Below are 20,622 nucleotides of genomic sequence, written 5' to 3'. Positions count from 1 at the left end.
CAGGAATATGTATTTCTTTTTATTCGCCCTGGTGGCAGGCGCCTGTAGTAAAGGCACTACTGCCATTAACGCAGAAAAGGTGGCGCAGACCCACACGTATTATGTAGCGCCCAATGGTAGCAATACCGCAGACGGCAGCAGCAATCATCCGCTGGCCAGTATCAATACCGCGCTGGGGAAAGCTAATCCCGGCGATACCGTTATGGTACGGGCAGGCACCTACGGAGAAAAGGTGGTGTTTCCACGTTCCGGCCGGCTGGAAAAACTGATCACGCTGAAAGCATATCCCGGCGAAAAGGCCGTGATAGATGGCACCGGCATGACCGTTACCGGCAGGGAGGCATTGGTGACTATCAGTAATGCCAGTTATGTGGTGCTGGAGGGATTTGATATCTGCAACCTGAAAAGCACGGCGGCTGGTGCCAATGTGAATGGGATTACAGCGGATGCCGGGTCCGGGAATATCATCATCCGGAAAAACAAGATCTATAACATAGAACACAATGTGGATCCTTCACAGGGCCGCAGCGGACACGGTATCGAAATTATCGGCAACACTGCGGATGTGATGAAGAATATCCTGGTAGAAAATAATGTGATCCACGATACAAAAACCGGGTACAGCGAAAACCTTACCATCAATGGTTATGTAGATGGATTTACGATCCGGGGAAACACGATTTACAATACCGAGAACATTGGCATTGATGCGGCTGGTGGCTATGCGGCTAACAGTAATCCTGCGTTTAACTACGCACGCAATGGTGTGATCAGTGATAATGAATTATACAATATTGATATGACACACGGACCGGTTGGGGGCACGCATGGTCATGGCGCTATTGCTATTTATGTAGACGGCGCCCGCAATATCATAGTAGAACGTAACCGCATACACGAAGCAGACCGTGGTATCGGCATCGTGAGTGAGAATGATGCATATCCCACGAGCAGCTGTATTGTCAGGAATAATTTTGTATCTAACTGCTGGCGTACGGGTATTTACCTGGGAGGTTATCTTGGTTATACTTCCGGCGGTACGCGTAACTGTTATGTGGTGAATAATACACTGCTGTTTAATAACCGGGAGCCGGGTGCTTTTGGTGAAATAGAGGGGGAGATCCGTCTAACCGAACAATGCTTTGATAACGTGATCCGCAATAATATCGTTTATGCGAGACCGGTAGATATTTTTGTGCATAAGTATACGAACACGGGGTCGGGGAATGTGATTGACAATAATCTTTACTATACTACGGGTATGCCGCAATGGATTTGGGGTAGCACTAACGGTAATGTCAATATGGATTTTAATGCCTGGAAAACGGCGTCAGGTATGGATGCGGCATCAGTATATGGGGTGGATCCATTATTGATCAGTACTACGGTGCCTGATCTGCATATCGCTCCCGGCTCGCCTGCGCGTAACAGCGGTGTGGTAATTTCAGAAGCGGTAAATGGGACGCTGGATATAGATGGTAAGCCGCGTATCGTGAATAACCAGATCAGCAAAGGAGCGCAACAGTAATAAATCCCCTTTTTACGTGATATCGAAAAAGGCTTTCTTGTCGTAGATTCAGGGTAACCTAAATCTGTAGCAATATGAAAAAGAAAATCACTTCCAGGTTGAAGCTCACAAAAATTACTGTAGCAAGTCTGAGCAAAATATCCACCGAAAAAAACAAGGAACGTTCACTGCCGACGACGCAGTTCATTTCCTGCGGAGAAACTTTTTGGGTGTGCTGATAGCCGGTTTGCCCAATGGCTAACGTTTGTTTTAGTTGATGGAACCCGCTGTCACAGGCGGGTTCTGATTTTGCTGCGGGGAAAATAAAAAAGCATTACGTCTTTCCCCGTAATGCTTCTTTTTTACCTGGTTGCTTCATACACCGGGTAATCTGTATACCCATGTGTAGCCCCTCCATAGTGTAATTGCCTGTCGGGTGTATTTAATGGCCAGTCGTTTTTCAGTCGTTCAGTAAGATCCGGGTTGGCAATAAAAGGTTCTCCCCATGCTGCCAGATCTATTATCCCTTTATTGATCAGTTGTGTAGCTTTATCGCGGGTCATGCCGCCTGCCAGTATCAGTACGCCGCGATACTGTTGTCTGAATTTTTCCAGAAATCCTTCCGGTAATGCGTAGCTGCCTCTGGATTGCTGATCCATCAGGTGGATGTAAGCGATTTGCCGTTTACCCAATTCCGCTGCCAGGTAACTGTAAGTAGCTTCTATTTCGTCGTAATGTGGCATCTCATGCAGACCGCCATAAGGTGTTAAGCGGATGGCCACTTTATCGGCGCCGATGTTGGCAATACTGGCGTCTATTGCCTCCAGCAGGAAGCGGCTGCGGTTTTCGATGCTGCCACCATATTCATCGGTGCGGTTGTTTACGAACGGATTCAGGAACTGTTCTATCAGGTAGCCGTTGGCGCCATGTAGTTCTACGCCGTCGAAACCTGCTTTTACGGCGTTGGTTGCTGCGTTCGCGAAATCCTGTACTACTGCTTTCACGCCATCGGTAGTCAGTGCTACGGGTGTGGAGCAGGTAACGAAGCTTTCCTGGCCGTTTTCGTCGTATCCCCATGCGTGGGAACTGGCGGCAGGAATATTGGATGCGCTCACGGGGGCGATGCCACCCGGCTGATTGCTGGTATGTGATACGCGGCCAACATGCCACAGCTGTGTGAATATTTTGGTACCTGTAGCGTGTACGGCGCTGGTCACTATTTTCCAGCCTTCCACCTGTTCATCGGTATACAGCCCGGGAATATGCAATACGCCCGTAGCGGTAGGAGAGATGGCAGTACCTTCGGTAATGATCAGTCCTGCGTTGGTACGTTGCTGATAGTACAATGCGTTCATCTCATTCGGAATACCATTGGGATTCCGGGCGCGTGTCATGGGCGCCATCACGATCCTGTTCTTTAAGTCCAGGCCTTTATCGTTATATTTTTCAAATAATAGCATCTGCTGTTTTTTTAATCGATGGATAATCGGTGTAACCGGCTACGCTGCCACCAAAGAATTTGCTGCGATCGGGTTCATTTAAAGGTAATCCGTGCTGCAAACGGTAAGGCAGATCCGGATTGGCGATAAACGGCCGTCCGAAGGCGATCAGATCGGCCCAGCCTTTCCGGAGAGCTTCTTCTGCGCGGTCCAGGGTGTATTTACCGGCATAGATCAGGGTGCCGGAGAATGCTTTTCTATAGGCCTCCTTGAAGGGGATGGGCATTACAGGTGCATTGTCCCAGTCGGCTTCCGCAATGTGTATATAAGCAATACCAATTTCGTTCAGCACTTTTGCGGCGGCAATGTAGGTTTCTTCCGGATGATCATCCATAGCGCCCATCAGGGTGGTGAGTGGCGCCTGGCGTACGCCTACACGTTCCTTTCCGATGGCATCAGCCACGGCGGTCACTACTTCTTTCAGAAAGCGCAACCGGTTTTCCAGGGACCCGCCGTATTCATCGGTACGGTGATTGGTTTGTGAGTCGATAAACTGTTCTATCAGGTAGCCATTGGCGCCATGTAATTCCACACCGTCGAAACCGGCGGCTATAGCATTACGGGCAGCCTGTGCATAATCGTTGATAATCGCCTTTATTTCGGGCTTTGTCAGTTCCCGGGGCATAGAGTGCTGGATCATTTCTCCGGCGCCATTTTCGGCTCCTTTGCCTTCGGGATCGGCAAATACTTTTACGCCTGTTGCCAGGATAGCGGAAGGTGCTACCGGGGCAGCGCCATTTTCCTGGAGGGAAGTATGCGATACACGTCCCACATGCCAGAGCTGTGCAAAGATAAGACCACCTGCCTCATGCACGGCTTTGGTTACCTGTTTCCAGCCCGCTATCTGTGCAGCAGTATAAATGCCCGGTGTCCAGGCATACCCCTGGCCCTGGCGGCTGATCTGTGTTCCTTCTGATATAATAAGACCTGCTCCCGCACGCTGACGGTAATACTCCGCCATGAGGGATGTGGCCGCTTCTCCGCTGGCCGCTCTGGACCTTGTCATCGGCGGCATCACTATCCTGTTTTTCAGGGTCAGTCCGCCAAGTGTATAATCTGTAAAAAGCATCGTCTTTCAATTTTGATAAGGCAAAATTCCATCAAAAAAGATTATTATCATAATTATTTAACTTATACCTTTGTATCATAATAATGATAATTGATCATGGGACTAAACCTCGAATGGCTACGTACCTTTAAAGCCATCTATGAACAGGGTACCCTTACCGGCGCCGCGCAGGAGCTGTTTATTTCACAGCCGGGCGTAAGTCTGCACCTGAATTCGCTGGAGGCGTATACAGGATATAAACTGTTTGACCGTTCCGCCAAAAAACTCGTGCCCACGGAAAGAGGGAAAGTGATTTATAATTTTATCGAAGAACCACTCGGGAAACTCGAAAGTGCGGAACAACTGTTTCATAAAAGCACTAAAACAGAACGGGCCACTATCAGCATCGGCATGTGCTTCGAAACATTTCAGTATACCCTGGAGAAATATATTGCCACTTTGCCGTTTAATATCATCATTAAGTTCGGTGATTATCCGCAGATGATCCACGACCTCGACAAGGGCTTACTGGATCTCATTATCACGCCGCAGAAAGGTGATCAGACGAACCTGGAATTCAAACCTTTTTCAAAAGAAAGGATTGTGCTGGTGGCCGGCGGTAAAACAGATACACAACCACTGAAAGCACTGCTGAAAAAGAAAGATTACAGCGGTGCTGAAAACTGGCTCAAAGAACAGCTCTGGTACAGCACTGCTGCGGATACCGAGCACTTAAAGCGGTTCTGGCAGCTCAACTTCCGCCGCCACCTCGATTTCAAACCCAATTATATTGTACCGAATATGAGTTCTATTGTGCGCTGCCTGAGCGGGGAAACCGGTTTTTCTGTAGTGCCTGATTTCTTATGCGCGGAGGAAATTGAAGCAGGTGGGATGCAGCTGGTATGGGAAGGACAATCCATCATCGAAAACACGCTGTACTTTGGTACCCGCAAAAAAACAATGTATGCGGATGAAATCAGCCGTATACAGGAAATTTTCCGGCAGATGATGCACCCGCTTACTCATGGATCGTAACGGCAGGTGTAACCGTTAGTGATTTGATATATTCCGTAGGAGTAAGACCGGTCATCTTTTTAAAATACTGGTTGAAAGACGACTTGGCTTTGAAGCCACAATCATACGCCAGTGTAAGCACATTCACCGGTAGTTTTTTTTCATTCATAAAACGGATCTGCTCCGTTGCACGCCTGATCCGCCATTCATTGATATACTGGTAGAAAGACTTACCAGCATAGCTGTTCAGCGTTTCCGAAATATGATACTTACTGATTCCGGCGCCCTGTGCGAGCTTGTCAAGATTCAACTCCGCATCCGTAAATATTTTGGTAGTATGCAGATACGCTTCCAGCGCCTGGAATGTTTGGTGCTGCTCTTCCTTGCTCAGCTGCATCTTCCGCGTAGGTAATATATTTTCTGCCGCCGCTTTTATGGGCTGCATACCCATTATCCCTACATATTTATAACGGATAATGACCACGCAGATAACTATCAGCAGAGAGTATACGATATCCCGGCAGATGATATTAAATGACTGCGCCGGTTGCATCAGTTTAAATCCCAGGGAAATGACACTGATCAGTGCCAGCAGGTAACTGATACTGCGGATCAATTGCTGCTCCGCTGGTGCATCTGGCAACTGCCGCGCAATACGCAGCGACCACCACGGAAATAGAACGCCCAGCGCTATCATCATCCAGGTAGTAATTTCATTGTAATAGTACAGGAAGGCATGGCCGGCAGGAGCCGATAACCATAACAGGCAGGTAACCGTGAGATAGCCTGCAGCACCCGCCATAAAAGGCAGGAATACGTACCAGCGCGACGCAGGTACAAATGCCGCATCCCGGCGCCGGCAGGCGTACAGGTACAGCAAAGGTCCGTAACAGCAACCAATGAACGTATTCATTTGTGCACGTACCTGGTGATCATCTACAAAAGAATAGATACAAAACTTGATAGCGAGATGGGCTGCAATGCAGCATAACAAAAAGATCAGCAGTACATCTGCTTTACTACGCAACTGACTGCTCCTTAGCAAAGCAACTGCAGTCAGCGCCTGAAATGCTCCAATGGCAATTACATATATCATAGTCCGGGTATGTACCGAATGTAGTTAACCAGTATTACCGGAATGTTAAACCTCCCTCATCAGGCCATCTGTCCCTATTTGGTAATGATTTCGTAACATATGCTAATGCGTTGATCCTCAGTAAAAGTGAGTACGGATAAACCGAAAAATACGTGTACACGTACCCGTTGTTCGGCGCGGTCGCACACCTGCACCACAATATTCATCTTTGCCGGAAAATACCTTCGTATGGATCGCATTGTTATAAAATTCACACATGTCTTTTGTCTCCTGATGGGCATGGCAGGTGCAGCATCAGCACAATTATCAGACAGCACACAGCGGGTAGTGCGTATGCAGGGAACCGTTAATTTCCGCGATGTAGGTGGCTACCGCACTAACGATGGGAAGAAAGTGGTTTGGGGTAAGATATTCCGCTCGGCCGATGTAAGCCATTTAACAGACCAGGATCTTACGGTACTGGAGCAGAAGCATATTCATACCGTGATTGATTTCCGGGGTGTGAAAGAAGCTGCCGCAGCACCGGATCACCTGTTGCCTCAAACAGATTACCTGCTTTGCCCTGCCGGCAGCGATAGCCTGCCCAGCGCGGCACAAATGGGAGAAGTGATTAAAAGCGGTCAATTCCTGGAGAAGTTTTATAGCAACACCGACTACCTGGGGGCACGTTACAAACCACTGTTCCAGAAACTGCTGACGCTTCCGGACAATGAGTCGATGATGTATCATTGTACCGGTGGCCGCGACAGAACCGGGATGGCTACGGCGTTGTTCCTGTACGCACTGGGTGTGCCGCAACAAACCATTGAAGCAGATTTTACTGCCAGCAATGTGTACCTGATGCCCATGAATCAGCGGATGTTTAAAGGCATGGAGCAAAGCACCGGGCTGGATACGGAAACCATCCGCAAAGCGCTGGAGCTGAAACCGGAATTATTACAGACGCTTTTTAATGCCATCAAAGGAAAATATGGCAGCGTAGACAATTTCTTTGAGAAAGAGTTAGGAATCGGAGAGAAGGAACGCGCGATCCTTAAACAGAAGTATACGATCTGATAGTAACGGAGGAGGCTACGGCCTCCTCCTTATTTTTTTAGTCTTCTTTCATACCTTTTACCAACCACACAATGGCTAGTCCGCATATGGCCATTACAGCAAAAGACCAGCGCAAACTGGTAGCCTGGGCTACCAGTCCTACTAAAGGCGGTACCACCATAAAACCTAAGTAACCGATGGTGGAAATAGATGCCAGCGTTTGACCGCTATTGGTACTTTTTGATTTTCCTGCCAGGCTGAATACCAGCGGTACCACACAGGCCACTCCCAATCCCGCGAAAATGAACCCGATGCCGGCTGTAACCGGGTAAGGCAATGCAATAGCCAGCGACAGGCCACCCAGGATAAACCAGCCACTGTACATCAGGATAGCTTTGATACCGATGGTTCTTACAAGCCGGTCGCCGATAAAACGACCCGTGGTCATGGCCGCCATATAAATACCGAAAGCCGCTGCCGCAGTGGATTTATGGGTACCTACAATCTGTTCAAAGTATAAGCCGCTCCAGTCGTACATCGTATTTTCCGTGGCCATGCAGGCAAAACAGATCAGCGAGTATTTCAGCAAAGATTTATCCGGCAAAGCAAAGGCTGCTCTTTTTACCGTTTCTTTTACAGGTTGATCCGGGAATGTTTTGGGATAATAATACATCGTAAAAACCAGCAGCAGTACGCTCACCAGCAACAGGTGGTACGACGGCGACACGTTCATGGTGATCATCAGGTAGCCGATAGCGGTACCCGCAAAACCGGCTACGCTCCAGATGCCGTGAAAACTGGTCATAATAGATTTGGAAAACAGGTGTTGTACCTGCACCGCCTGCGCATTCATGGAGAGGTTCAGGAGGTTACGGGCAGAACCGAAGCAGAACAGTACCAGCGCCAATTGCCAGATACTGGTGGTAAATCCGGGCAAACTCAGGATCAGGTTAAAAACCATCGCCCCGAAAACCATAATTTTCCTGCTGCTGAAAAGCCCCAGTAACTTTCCGGTGACTGGCATGGTCAGCATAAGACCGATCGGCAGGGCCAATAGCACCAGCCCGAACTGTGCCTCATTTAAATGCAATTGTTGCTTGATGGAAGGAATCCTGGAAGCCCAGGAAGAATAACCCAATCCGGAAATGAAAAAGAATACAGACGTGGCAATCCGGTATTGCCGGGCATCTGTATCATTGTGAATATCTGCTAACATGATCTGTGTAACACACCCCTTATGGCATGGAAAGCTGCAAAATTAGACAAATCCCGGGAGAAACGACCGGTGGAAAAATACACGTAAGCTGAAAGTCAATCCCCATTTGATTCCAACCCAAAAAATCACGAAATTGCCGGAATGAACCATTTATTCAGACTCATCAGCACGGAAGAAGCCATCATACAGTATCAGATCGATGAACAGCTTTATGAAAGCAAAGAAGTGTTCGAAGATATCGTGGAGGGCGACAGCTATTTTTACCTTCACGAAGGCGATTTACTGTTAAACGGACACTTTATACTCGATACGGATCAGTTGACAGACACCAAGGATGGTAAACGGATCGAAGGCTATATCGTTACCGGGGATCTCACGGTTACCGGCAATATCATTAATGAAGAAGGCGATTATGGTCCGGCTTTATATGTAACTGGTGATGTCAGCTGCCAGAGCATGTTGCTCGGAGGCTCACCTGTTCACATCACCGGGAATGTTACTGCCGCTGAAGTAATCATGGTGCATTATAATCATGGCTGGATGAAATGCCCGGGGGTATTTACTGCGCCTGTTTATATCGGGGACGACTATCATTTCATTCCTGCACAAAAACATATTTCTTTGTTTTATATGAATGACCGGGATCCGGCGAGTCCACCGGAAAACGCCTGGGAATCGGATGAAGACGATGATTATCTGTTGCCTCCCGTATTGCAGCAGGTATTGAATAACCCGTTGACCATTACGCCGGACGAATTGCGCCGGGATCTGGCTGCAGGTGAAGCGGTATTGCAACCACAGGAAAGAAATGCGGAATACTGGCGCCGCAAGGTGGCCCATAACTGGGGCGATCTGCGAAGGGCGCCGATGGAATTCCGTACCCGCGAGATCTGCCTGCAGGCCCTGCAGGTAACTCCTGCTGTATTGGCCTGGTTTCCGCCTGCTTTGCAGCAACCTGACATATACATGCAGGCGCTGGATAAATTTCCTGCTGCCCTCCAATACTTTCCTGCTTCCCTGGTAAATGAAGAAGTGGCGGCTATTGCAGTACATAAACACGGTAAAGCGTTACGCTATCTCCCGGAACAACTTATTACCAGGGAACTTTGCTACACAGGGGCTGCCAATGGCGCCACCCTGCAGCATGATATTCCCGAACATTTTTATGAGCCGGCTTTACTACTGATGGTTATCAGTCATAATGACTATGAAATGCAATATGTTCCTGCAGCCATGATCTCGGAAGATTTGCTGGTAGCCTATGTAAAAGTGGGGCGCGGCGCTTATCTCGATAAATATTGTAATGAAGGGGGTGTTTCTAAAGCCCGTGTACTGGAAAGGGTAGTGGAAGATGGCCCTGCATACCTGGAGAACCTCTTTGGCTGGCATTTATCGCCGGCTGTTTATAACGCAGCACAACAGCAATATGATAATGATACCTATCAGCGCGAATGGCAGGCCATTACGCAGCGGTATGCCACAAAAATAGACCGTGTCAGAAAGCAGTTGTAGTATCCGGCTGCAAGACGCCTTCCGGTATTTCATTGAATGTGGATAACGGTGCCGCACATACGGAGCAGCAGTAGCTTGCAGGTAAATCCTGGAATAAAGTACCCGCTGCTACCTGCTGACCGGCGTCGCCTACGGTATCATCATACACGGTAAAACAGTCGGGGCATTGATGTATCCGGCGTACCGGAGTGGCTGCGGTAGCCAGTGATTGCTGCTCTTTTACATAATGCTGCAACACATTCACTTCGCTGTGCTGTTCATAGAAAGTTTTGCACAATGCCACGATGTAAGGTCCCAGGTGTTCTTTGGAAACGCTTTCCCGGTATATGACCAGCTGCGCGGAGTTGGCGTTGTAGCCGGCGGTATGCAGGATGTCGTAACGCTGCATGTATTTTAACTTGCTGCCATGTTTGTTTTCCTGTTTGCGGATAACAACGGTGCCGAATAAACTGGCGGGTTTGTTTACCCTTACACTGAAGCATAACCCATACGTACGTACGTCGGCTGTATCAAAATACCGGATCACATGCCGTTTGAGGATAAGACCGTCTTCGCAGTTATCTTCTACCTGCCAGTTCAGTTCATTGGCCGCATGACGGACATTGATACCGTATTTGCCCAGTACATAGTCCCACAGTTTGCGATGCGCCGGATCAATATTTTTGATGATCAGTGATTTCCATGGTGTGGCATAGAGTTGCCCGATGCGGGTTTCAAGGCAGATGGCACATACTTCTTTCAGAAAGGCCAAGGGGAAGTCTTCATCTCTCCGGTAAATACCCAGCCAGTAGCTATTTTCATGCTTGTTAAAACCTTCGTAATAAGGTAAATGAAAAGCTGGCAGGTCTGGCTCTTTGTCCAGGGGCCGGGTGATGTAATTATTTTCTTTTTTTACCAGTGTATATATCGTTTCGGGTGTAGTACCTGCATTGATATGTTGTTCTACCGATTTACTCACGGCAGCGATATTGTTAGTGTAAATCAGTTCCGGCCATGCATATAATTGCTGACTGTCCGGCAGCCGGATATAGAGATGCCAGTAATGTACGCTGGCAGAAGAAATCCAGTTGATATGCCCGGTGAATAACGGTACAAAGGTTTGACGGCTGTCGCAGATGTTTATTTTCAGTGCGGGCGTATAGTCGAACAGGTTAAACACATCTTTATAGATCCCTTCACTCAGCCAGCTATCCTGGATAAAAATTCCGGCTGCCGCATAGGAGCTCATGATATTGGGACTGTCGGCTATACGCAGCTGCTGTGCAGCGCAACTGCTTTTAAAGGCTGCCAGGTTTTTATCAGGAATATCGATGAGCAATTGTTGCCGTAAACCAAAACGTACCTGTGTGGCCTGCGCGGCTGCTGCTGTTTTCAGCAGTTCCAGCAGGTAGCCCGGGGAAACAATGCCGCCGGTAAAGTTGATGGGTAAGGTATGAATGTGTTTGGCCATAGTTATACAAGTGCTGTTGTGGGTTTTAAAACAGATTTTGCCAGGATCGCTTTTACTTCCGGCTTGCAGCTTCCACAGCCCATGCCGGCGCCGGAAGCCTGGCAGAGTTGCGCCAGGTCGTGACAACCGGCCGCAATTTTTTCCAGGATATTTCCTTCTCCTACCTGTCCGCAGGAGCACACCAGTTTACCGATCAGTGGGGTGCCTTTTTTCCCGGAGCGCAGGAGTTCCAGCCTTTTTTCGGACAACTCGGTTTTTTGCTGAATAAGATCCCTGAACTCCAGGAACTCTGATTTATCGCCGATCAGGATGGCGCCCACAAGGCGGTCCTGGTGAATGATACATTTTTTATAATAGCGTTTGGCTTTGTCTATAAACACTACTTCTTCGTAAGCCGGATCCTTGGGCGTTTCCACCATCCCCAGCGAACAGAGATCCGTGCCATGCATTTTGAGAATGTTCATAAAAAGAGAGCCCTGGTAATAATGGCTGATGTCTCCGTTAAGATAACGTGCAACCACTCCCGCCTGTTGCTCGGCGGCCGCGGTAATGCCATACAATACGCTGTTGAAGGCGGCAATTTCCCCGATGGCGTAGATATCCGGATCGCTGGTTTGCAGGTATTCATTCACGATCACGCCCCGGTTGCACGATAGTCCTGCTGCCTGTGCCAGTTCGATGTTTGGCACGGTGCCGATGGACATCACTACTGCCTGGCAGGGAATGTACACACCACTTTTCATTCGGATGCCTTCCAGTTGCTCCTGCCCGGTAAAGCGGTCAATTTCGTCATTGTAATAGATGTCGATACCCCGGTCGGTCAGTTCTTCATACAGCAGTTGTCCGCCAAGCGTATCCAGTTGCCGGTCCATGAGCCGGGAGGTACGCTGTATAACCCCTACGTCTATATTAATTTCTTTGAGAGATGCCGCCAGCTCTATTCCCAACAGGCCACCCCCTACGATCATTACTTTGCCTCTGGCCGGATCAATATGTTGTTTGAAGGCGTCTGCATCCATCCGCGTGCGCATGGTGAAGATGCCCGGTATAGCCGGTATATCCCGGAGTGTAGCGGCTCTGCTACCGGTGGCCATCAGCAGCACATCGTACGTATGTACCTGCCCGTTACTGTCTGTCAGCAGTTTATTGGGGCGGTCGATCTGTGTGATACTTACGCCCCGGTGCAAAGTGATGTTGTACTCCGCTTCTTCTGCACGGGTCATTTTTATCAGTTGTTTCCATTGCTGGGTGCCGCTGATATAATCCGGTAGCATCACACGGTTGTAGAAGGGGAGGTTTTCTTTGCTGAATACCACAATTTCATCATCGGTGTTCAGTTCACGGTACGATTTCACAAAGCCACAGGCGCCTGCTCCTGCGCCTATCACTATAATTTTTTGTACCGGCTTCCGGTAACGTTCTACCTGTACGGCAGCGTATTTAAAATCCGGCTGTTTGGAGATAGGATCGAGTAGTTGGCTGGTAAGATTGTTGGCACGGTGTAAATCACTGTTCAGTATCTTCCCCCAGTGCATTGGTAAAAACACAACGCCCTGTTTGATGGTATTACTGAGCTGCGCTTTCACCCTTACGGTGCCACGGCCATTACTGACGGTTACCATGTCATCGGCGTGAATGCCACGTTGCCGCGCATCTTCCGGATGTATTTCGAGAAACGAAGTAGCAATGTGCTGCTTCAATTTACTCACTTTGCCGGTTTTGCTCATGGTATGCCACTGGTCACGGATCCTGCCCGTAGTGAGGATCAGTGGCAGGTCTGAACTGAGCGGTTCAGATTTGTTTTCATCTTCAAAATGATGGATCATCGCTTTTTCATCCGGTGTATAGAAGCGGTGGTCTCCGAAAAGTCGCGGGGTACCCTGACCTCCGGTGTAAGGCCATTGTACACTGCGCTGTTTTTTAATGATATCGTAGTTCAGATGACTGATATCGATGTTGGTACCGGCGGTGAGCCGGCAATGTTCGTCATATATCTCCGATACGTTCGTATAGTCGAAACCGTGATATCCCATTTTTTTCGCAAAACGGCAGATGATTTCCGCGTCGGGCAACGCTTCGCCTGGTGCATCATTAACCTTCGTAAGGTAGCTGATGCGGCGTTCCGCGTTAGTCATGGTGCCTTCCTTTTCTGTCCATGCGGCGGCAGGCAGCACCACATCCGCATAACGCAGCGTTTCCGGCTTGCTGGAAATTTCCTGTACTACCACATACTTCGCCTTTTGCAGGGCGGCTTCGGCAAAACGAACGTCTGGTAAACTGATCAACGGGTTGGTGCACATGATCCAGATAGCTTTCAGCCGTCCGTCGTGCAGGGCGCTGAACATCTCCGTGGCGGTTAGTCCCGGTTTGTCTGATAATGCGGTACCGCCCCAGAATTCCTGTACTTCCTGGCGGTGTTGCGGATTACTCAGTACGCGGTGTGCCGGCAGCAGGTTGGAAAGCCCACCTACTTCCCGGCCCCCCATGGCGTTGGGTTGCCCGGTAAGGGAGAAGGGGCCGCTGCCGGGTTTACCGATATGCCCCGTGATCAGGTGCAGATTAATCAGGCTTAAATTTTTATGTACGCCAACGGCGCTCTGGTTCAGCCCCATGGTCCAGAAGGTCATGAAGCCCTGCGCGTTACCGATATATTCTGCTGCCGTGTAAATATCTGCTGCGGCGATCCCGCAGATAGCTGCGGCTTCTTCGATGCTGCGTGCTGTTACGGCTTCCCTATATGCAGCAAAACCGTTGGTATGTGCGCCAATAAAGCCGCTGTCGGTATACCCGCCGGTGATCAGTGCACGGCCAATGGCGTGATGCAATACAATATCGGTTCCGGGATTTACCTGCAGGTGCAGGTCGGCCAGTGAGCAGCTCTGGGTGACCCGTGGATCGCTTACGATGATCTTCATAGCAGGATTGGCAGCTTTAGCCGCTTCCACCCGCCGCCAGATGATAGGATGACACCAGGCCGGATTGGCGCCTGCCACAAAGATGCAATCGGCCTGTTCTATATCATCGTAAGTACCGGGCACGGCATCTTCCCCCAGCGCCATTTTATAGGCCGCTACGGCACTGCTCATACAGAGGCGGGAGTTGGTGTCGATGTTATTGCTGCCAATAAATCCCTTGATCAGTTTATTCACCACATAATATTCTTCCGTCAGGCATTGACCGGATGCATAAAATGCCACGGCATCGGGGCCATGTTTTTTGATGATCGCTGCAAATACGGCGGCGGTTCTTTCCAATGCCTGGTCCCAGCTAGCCCTTTGCCGGGGCAGGTTCCGGTGGTAGCGCATTTCCGGATACAATAAACGGTCGGAGGTATCCATCACGGTATAGTGCAGGTTCATCCCTTTGGAACAAAGCATGCCTCTGTTCACCGGGTGAGCGGTATCTCCTTCTACATGTAGCTTACCCTGCCGGTCCTTATGTACGACGATCCCACAGCCTACGCCACAGTAACAGCAGGTGGTTTTGAATGATGCTTGCATGTAGTTGTTTTACATTGTTGATGATACCCACGCTGGTGTGAGATGCGATTATAGTTTACCACACCGCCGCAGCAATCCGATCTTACGACACCGCTACCGGCGTCCTCACCGGGGCCTCGGCTGTAACGGGTTGCCGGGTAAACCGTGTCAGCATCACTACACAGGAAATACCGATAACGATATACCCGATATACGTGAACGCCTCTACGTAAGTGATACTTTCTGACTTGAATAGAAATCCGAATAACATCCCGCCCATGTTGCCCCCGGCGCCTACAATGCCACTCACAAGTCCGGCATTTTTTTCATTGATAAAAGGTACGATGCCATAAGTAGCGCCATTGGCCATTTTCAGGAAGAGCGCAAAACTCAGCATGGCGATGATAGCCACTGCCAGTGAACCTGCCTGTGCAAATAGCAATAGTCCGATACCCTCTGCCAGCAGCATGACCGCCAGCAACCAGCCCTTTCCTTTCATACCTGATCTGGCGCCTACTTTGTCGGAAACGATACCGCCCAATGCGCGGGCAAAGAGGTTCATAAATCCAAAGATGCCTGCCCAGAATCCGGCGCTGCCCTGCGATAAATGAAACGTATCTACGAAATGCAGCGAGGCTACGTTGTCGAAGGTGATCTCCATACCGAAACACATGCCGTAGGCCAATGTGAGCGCCCAGATGCGCCAGTCGGCCAGCACGGACCAATCTGTTTTGGTTCCCTTTTTATGATGACCGGTTTCTTCGAAATTGCCGTTGGGCGTATCCTTTGTATAACGGTAATATAGCCACGCTACACCCAGCATCATCAGCCCGGGCAGGATCATGGCATAACGCCAGGCCTCTGCTTTTGTATAACCAAAACCTACTATCGCCGCAAAGATCACCGGCATTACCATATTGGTAACGCCTCCGCCCAGGTTGCCCCAGCCGCCGGTAATGGCGTTGGCCGTTCCTTTAATGGCAGGGGCGAACATGAGTGAGGTGTGAAACTGCGTAATGACAAAGGAGCCACCAATAACGCTGATGGCTAAACGGAATAATAGAAAGGAAGTGTAATCATGGGCCAGTCCCACCAGGAATACCGGTAAAGAACCGAGCAGCAGCAACCGGATGGCTGTTTTGCGCGGCCCCCAGGTATCGCATAAGCGCCCTATCACCAGCCGTGCGATGATAGTGCCGGATACAGAAGCGATAATGATATTGCCAACCTGTGGTTTGGTTAACCCGAGATCAGTACGGATAGTGGGCATCAGCGGTGCGAGGCCAAACCATCCGAAAAAGCAGACAAAGAACATGAGCCAGGTGATATGGAATGTCCGCATCTGTATGGTATCGAGACTGAATATTTTTAATTTATCTAAAGGAGCAGCCATGTGTTAAGTTTTACAGGTTATTTAATCAGGAACTCGGGCCGTATATTGACGGAGATGTAGGCCCAGTTGCTATTGGCAGCGGCGTTTTTAACATTCTTTACCATTGGGGAAGACAGCGTGGCCGTACTCCAGAAGTGGCTGTAGCCGGCTTCAAAACCAATCATTTTAGTTAGTGTATAGTTCGCCGTGATATCTGCTTCGGTGCCAAATTGTTTTTTTATACCGGTAATGGCAGATGCGCTGTAGAATTCATGTACATCGCCGCTTACGGCCCAACGGGCATTCGGTTTGAATTTTGTTTTGATATAATAATCCTGTAATCCCTTGTTGCCAAAACCACTGGCTACATAGAAATAATCCATGCTGCCCCAGAATTTATGGGGCGTGCCATACAGCGGATCAAAGTCCGGACTGGTATAGTCTGCACCAGCGCCTGCACTGAATGTTTTGTTGACACTATAAAAAAAGGAAGCTGATAACAAGCTGCCACTTACTGTTTGTCCGTTTCCGTTAGTTCCAAACTGCTGATAGGCCGCTGCGGTACAGGAGAACCTGTTGACAGCCTGTGTGTAAAACAATCCGGTGGTCATGCGTGTGTTTACAGCGCCTTCGTAAGTTTTCACGGCTACATGTTCCACACTATCGATATGATACCTGGAGAATTGATCTGCGAGGAACAGGAATGATAAGTTCCCTTTGTTTAGTTTCCTGGATACATATAAAAACTCCAGGCTTTTGTATGCGTTCCCGCCATTGGTATTTGCGGTATAGTTACCGGGAGGAGTGGCATTATAAACAGTGCCGCCAGCATTTTCTTTATTCTGGTTAAAAGCGGCGCCGATATGTGTACTCCACGAGTTGCTTTCATACTTTAATACAGCGGCGTCGTGCCGGCGGCCCTGCTGCAGCCAGTCGAGGTTGCCCAGTAAACGGCTGTCGTCGTATACCAGTTCCTGGCGGCCAATCTTTAATGAGAGGCTTTTATTTTTCACCACGGTATCTGTGAGCAGTATTTCCGCCCATGCCTCATGCAGCATAAAGCCATTGTTATCGGGCGTGGTGGTGCGGTTGATGGTAGATGCATCCTGTCCCCATACGCGTACATCCTGTACCGTTAGTCCCAGTTTAATACGGTAGGCGCTGAAGCCGGCCATGAGGCGGGTGCGTTGGGAGGTGAAGAAGGCGGGAGCGGTGCCTTCGGGCTGCGGGGCGCCTTGTCCGTTCCGTAGTTCGGTGCGGGTCCGGAGTTGCGCCCCAAGGGTGAGTTGGGCATACCCGTACTGTGATAACAACAGCCCGGGGAGTATCAGTGATACCCTGCCTGGAAACCATTTTTTCATGTAACTTTGGTTGATTTTGAATGAGCCAATCATTTCGGATCAGAAACCCGGTTAGCCTGCCAGCTGCCGGGTTTCGTTTTTTATATTACACACCTGCCATTTCCATTACTGCGTCTACACCGATGTATACCAGGTCGTCTACGATCTTTACCGGGTAAGTGGTGAGGGAGCATTCGTGTTCATCAGACAGGCATCGCCCATCTTTCAGGGAGAATGTTTTTTTGTGAAAAGGGCAAGCCACTTTGGGCTCATCTTTTACGGTGCCGGTCATGCCCCGGCTAAGCGCCATCTGCTGGCGATGCGGGCACAGGTTCTGCGTGGCATACCATTCGTTTCTGCGGGCAAAATAAAACAGGGCGATCTGCTCCTCTTTATATTTTACACAAACGCCGCCATTGGTAGGTACATCCGATGTTTTACAGGCAAGGAACCAGCTGGTGGTGGTAGTAGTAGACATAGCAGTGTGTTTTGTGTGTGCAAAAATTATTTCCATTCTGCGGCCTTTTTCTGGGCGCGCATGGTTTCAAATTTTACGGTCGGGTCTTTATCTGCCGGTGCATTTACAAAGTGGGAGAAGCGCTTGCGCAGTTCCGGATTTTCAACCACTTCTCTCCATTCGCATTTGTAGTTATCTACCAGCGATTGCATTTCGGCTTCGAGCTGGTGGGCAATACCAAGACTATCATGCAGTACCACATTGCGGAGATAATCCATGCCGCCGTCCAGTTTGTTGAGCCAGGTGGCGGTACGGGTCAGCGGATCGGCAGTTTTGATATAGAACATGAGGAAGCGGTCGATGTACTGAATACAGGTTTCGCTATCCACGTCTGCAGCGAGCAGCTGCGCATGTTGCGGTTTGGAACCGCCATTGCCGCATACATACAGGTTCCATCCTTTTTCAGTGGCAATGATGCCAAAGTCTTTCGATTGTGCCTCCGCACATTCCCGGATACAGCCAGATACGGCGGATTTGATTTTATGTGGTGCCCGTAATCCACGGTAACGTTCTTCGATGCGGATAGCAAAGCTTACGCTGTCGTGCAGTCCGAAGCGGCACCAGGTAGAGCCTACGCAGCTTTTCACGGTGCGTAGTGCCTTGCCATAGGCATGCCCGCTTTCAAATCCTGCAGCAATCAGTTCTTCCCAGATATTGGGCAGGTCGCTGAGATGTGCGCCAAATAAGTCGATGCGTTGTCCACCCGTGATTTTCGTATAGAGGTTATATTTAGTACCTATCTGTCCGATGACAACCAGTTTTTCCGGAGTGATTTCTCCGCCGGGAATCCTCGGAACTACAGAATAGGTGCCGCCTTTCTGGATATTGGCGAGATAGCGGTCGTTGGAATCCTGTGCGGTATCGTTGCCTTTATCCAGGATCATATCGTTCCACAGGCTGGCGAGAATGGAAGCTACTACTGGTTTACATACTTCGCAGCCTTCTCCGTCGCCGTAGTGATCAAGTACATCATCGAAGGAGCGCAGTGATTTTACTTTGATGAGGTCCAGCATTTCCTGCCGGGAATAGGGGAAATGTTCGCAGACTACATTGCGGATATATTTGCCCTGTGCTTTCATGGTAGCGGTAATGAGATCTTTTACCATGGGAGTGCATCCGCCGCAGCAGGTACCGGCTTTGGTGCATTTCTTTACTTCGTCCAGTGTTTCGTGGCCATCGGTTACGGCCTGGCAGATGGCGCCTTTGCTGACGCTTTCGCAGCTGCAGATCATGGCTTCATCCGGCAGGGCAGTAACGCCCGCGCCGGTATCAGCGGCACTACGGCTGGAACCGAGGAGTAAGTCTTCCGGATTGGCCGGCAGGGTCATTTTATTTTTAGTGGTTTGCAGTAACAGGTTATAGGCGGCGGCATCGCCGATTAAAATACCGCCCAGGAGATATTGCCCATCGGTACTGATATTGATCTTTTTGTAGGTGCCTTTGAATTTATCTTCAAACACAATGCTGTGGCACTTTTCAGGATCAGCAAACGGATCGCCGAAGCTGGCTACATCCACACCAATGAGTTTTAGTTTGGTACTCATATCAAAACCGGTGAAGGCTTTTGCTTCACCGGCAATATGTGAGGCGGCTACTTCGGCCATTTCATAACCTGGTGCTACCAGGCCATAGATCATGTTGTTGTAAAGTGCGCATTCACCGATGGCATATATAAAGGAGTCGCTGGTTTGCATTTGTTCGTTTACCTGGATGCCTCCGCGCGGGCCTGTGGTAAGACCGGCAGTCCGGGCCAGTTCGTCGCGTGGTTTGATACCGGCAGATACCACCAGGATGTCTGTCTCCAGGATCGTATCGTCGGTAAACTGTAACCCGGTAACGGCGGTATCTCCGGTTACTTCCCGTGTGTTTTTGCCGGTCAGTACTTTTAGTCCGAGGCTGGCCAGTTTTCCCTGCAGCATAGCGGAGCCCTGTTCATCTATCTGCCTGGGCATGAGGCGGGAGGAGAACTCTACTACATGCGTATTGCTGATACCCAGGTCCAGCAGGGCTTTGGCGGCTTCCAGTCCCAGCAGGCCGCCACCAATAACGGCGCCTTTGCTGGCTTTGGGGGCATAGGCTTTCATCATTTCCAGGTCTTCGATGGTGCGGTAAAGGAATACGCCTTGTTTGTCGATGCCTGGTATGGGAGGTACAAATGCGGCTGATCCGGTGGCCAGCACCAGGTAGTCGTAGGTTTCCACTACGCCTTTGAACGAGTGAATGGTTTTATTGTTCCGGTCAATCTGTAGCACCGGATCGCCCAGGTGGAGGCGGATACCTTGCTGCTGGTACCAGTCGGCCGTAGCCAGGAGCAGGTCATCGGCTGTTTTGCCATCGAACCAGGAGGTGAGGTGTACGCGATCATAAGCCGGGCGGGGTTCTTCTCCAAATACGACCAGTTGGGGTGGCGTAGTCGCCGGTTTGGAAAGGATTTTCTCACAAAATTTATATCCTACCATACCATTTCCTATAACTACTATTTTCATTGGACTATATTTAAGGATCAGCAATCTTAATTATATTATTAATTATTTAAT

At 49.5% G+C, this 20,622-nt stretch carries 14 protein-coding genes; 4 read left to right on the top strand and 10 right to left on the bottom strand.

Annotated features, from left to right (window positions below):
* Nucleotides 1-7 precede the first annotated feature (7 nt).
* Complete coding sequence (locus tag BMW79_RS29155) at nt 8-1,528, top strand: right-handed parallel beta-helix repeat-containing protein (protein WP_177192384.1); 1,521 nt, start codon at nt 8-10, stop codon at nt 1,526-1,528.
* A gap of 341 nt (nt 1,529-1,869) precedes the next feature.
* On the opposite strand, the gene BMW79_RS29150 is transcribed toward BMW79_RS29155, so the two are convergent.
* Both BMW79_RS29150 and BMW79_RS29145 read right to left on the bottom strand, forming a co-directional pair.
* Complete coding sequence (locus BMW79_RS29150) at nt 1,870-2,967, bottom strand: alkene reductase (protein ID WP_089901722.1); 1,098 nt, start codon at nt 2,965-2,967, stop codon at nt 1,870-1,872.
* Nucleotides 2,954-4,075 (bottom strand): alkene reductase, encoded by a 1,122-nt coding sequence (locus tag BMW79_RS29145; RefSeq protein WP_089901719.1) that lies wholly within the window; start codon nt 4,073-4,075, stop codon nt 2,954-2,956. Before BMW79_RS29145 ends, BMW79_RS29150 begins: the two co-directional genes overlap by 14 nt.
* A 96-nt stretch (nt 4,076-4,171) precedes the next feature.
* Here BMW79_RS29145 and BMW79_RS29140 point away from each other — a divergent pair, with 96 nt between their 5' ends.
* Entirely contained in the window at nt 4,172-5,089 is a 918-nt protein-coding gene (locus tag BMW79_RS29140; protein WP_089901715.1) for a LysR family transcriptional regulator, read from the top strand.
* On the opposite strand, the gene BMW79_RS29135 is transcribed toward BMW79_RS29140, so the two are convergent.
* Nucleotides 5,073-6,164, bottom strand: coding sequence for a helix-turn-helix domain-containing protein (locus BMW79_RS29135; protein WP_089901712.1), 1,092 nt, complete (start codon nt 6,162-6,164; stop codon nt 5,073-5,075). The genes BMW79_RS29140 and BMW79_RS29135 overlap by 17 nt on opposite strands.
* A gap of 228 nt (nt 6,165-6,392) precedes the next feature.
* Here BMW79_RS29135 and BMW79_RS29130 point away from each other — a divergent pair, with 228 nt between their 5' ends.
* Entirely contained in the window at nt 6,393-7,220 is an 828-nt protein-coding gene (locus BMW79_RS29130; RefSeq protein WP_089901709.1) for a tyrosine-protein phosphatase, read from the top strand.
* Nucleotides 7,221-7,257: 37 nt separating this feature from the next.
* Here BMW79_RS29130 and BMW79_RS29125 read toward each other — a convergent pair whose 3' ends face one another.
* Nucleotides 7,258-8,415, bottom strand: a complete 1,158-nt coding sequence (locus BMW79_RS29125; RefSeq protein ID WP_089901706.1) for an MFS transporter — start codon at nt 8,413-8,415, stop codon at nt 7,258-7,260.
* Nucleotides 8,416-8,556: 141 nt separating this feature from the next.
* Between BMW79_RS29125 and BMW79_RS29120 the strand changes: the two genes are divergently transcribed.
* Nucleotides 8,557-9,927 (top strand): DUF4116 domain-containing protein, encoded by a 1,371-nt coding sequence (locus BMW79_RS29120; RefSeq protein WP_089901703.1) that lies wholly within the window; start codon nt 8,557-8,559, stop codon nt 9,925-9,927.
* Here the strand turns inward: BMW79_RS29120 and BMW79_RS29115 are convergent.
* The 6 genes from BMW79_RS29115 to nirB all read right to left on the bottom strand — a co-directional run bounded on the left by BMW79_RS29115 (nt 9,911) and on the right by nirB (nt 20,571).
* Entirely contained in the window at nt 9,911-11,377 is a 1,467-nt protein-coding gene (locus BMW79_RS29115; RefSeq protein WP_089901699.1) for a rubredoxin, read from the bottom strand. The two genes, BMW79_RS29120 and BMW79_RS29115, sit on opposite strands and share 17 nt — an antisense overlap.
* Nucleotides 11,378-11,379: 2 nt before the next feature.
* Nucleotides 11,380-14,877 (bottom strand): nitrate reductase, encoded by a 3,498-nt coding sequence (locus BMW79_RS29110; protein ID WP_089901695.1) that lies wholly within the window; start codon nt 14,875-14,877, stop codon nt 11,380-11,382.
* 82 nt (nt 14,878-14,959) lie between these two features.
* Nucleotides 14,960-16,249, bottom strand: coding sequence for an MFS transporter (locus BMW79_RS29105; RefSeq protein ID WP_089901691.1), 1,290 nt, complete (start codon nt 16,247-16,249; stop codon nt 14,960-14,962).
* Between the two features lie 17 nt (nt 16,250-16,266).
* The gene (locus tag BMW79_RS29100) at nt 16,267-17,589 is read right to left on the bottom strand and encodes an alginate export family protein (protein WP_089904402.1); all 1,323 of its coding nucleotides are present in this window, start codon (nt 17,587-17,589) and stop codon (nt 16,267-16,269) included.
* Between the two features lie 85 nt (nt 17,590-17,674).
* Nucleotides 17,675-18,046: a nitrite reductase small subunit NirD gene (gene nirD / locus BMW79_RS29095; RefSeq protein WP_089904401.1), complete on the bottom strand. Its 372-nt coding sequence runs from the start codon at nt 18,044-18,046 to the stop codon at nt 17,675-17,677.
* Between the two features lie 26 nt (nt 18,047-18,072).
* Complete coding sequence (gene nirB / locus BMW79_RS29090; RefSeq protein ID WP_089901688.1) at nt 18,073-20,571, bottom strand: nitrite reductase large subunit NirB; 2,499 nt, start codon at nt 20,569-20,571, stop codon at nt 18,073-18,075.
* Nucleotides 20,572-20,622: the final 51 nt, after the last annotated feature.

Origin of the sequence: Chitinophaga arvensicola (assembly GCF_900110835.1) — a bacterium.
Lineage (GTDB): Bacteria > Bacteroidota > Bacteroidia > Chitinophagales > Chitinophagaceae > Chitinophaga > Chitinophaga arvensicola.
Note: the sequence above shows the minus strand (reverse complement) of the source record. Positions and strands in the feature narration are given on the sequence as shown.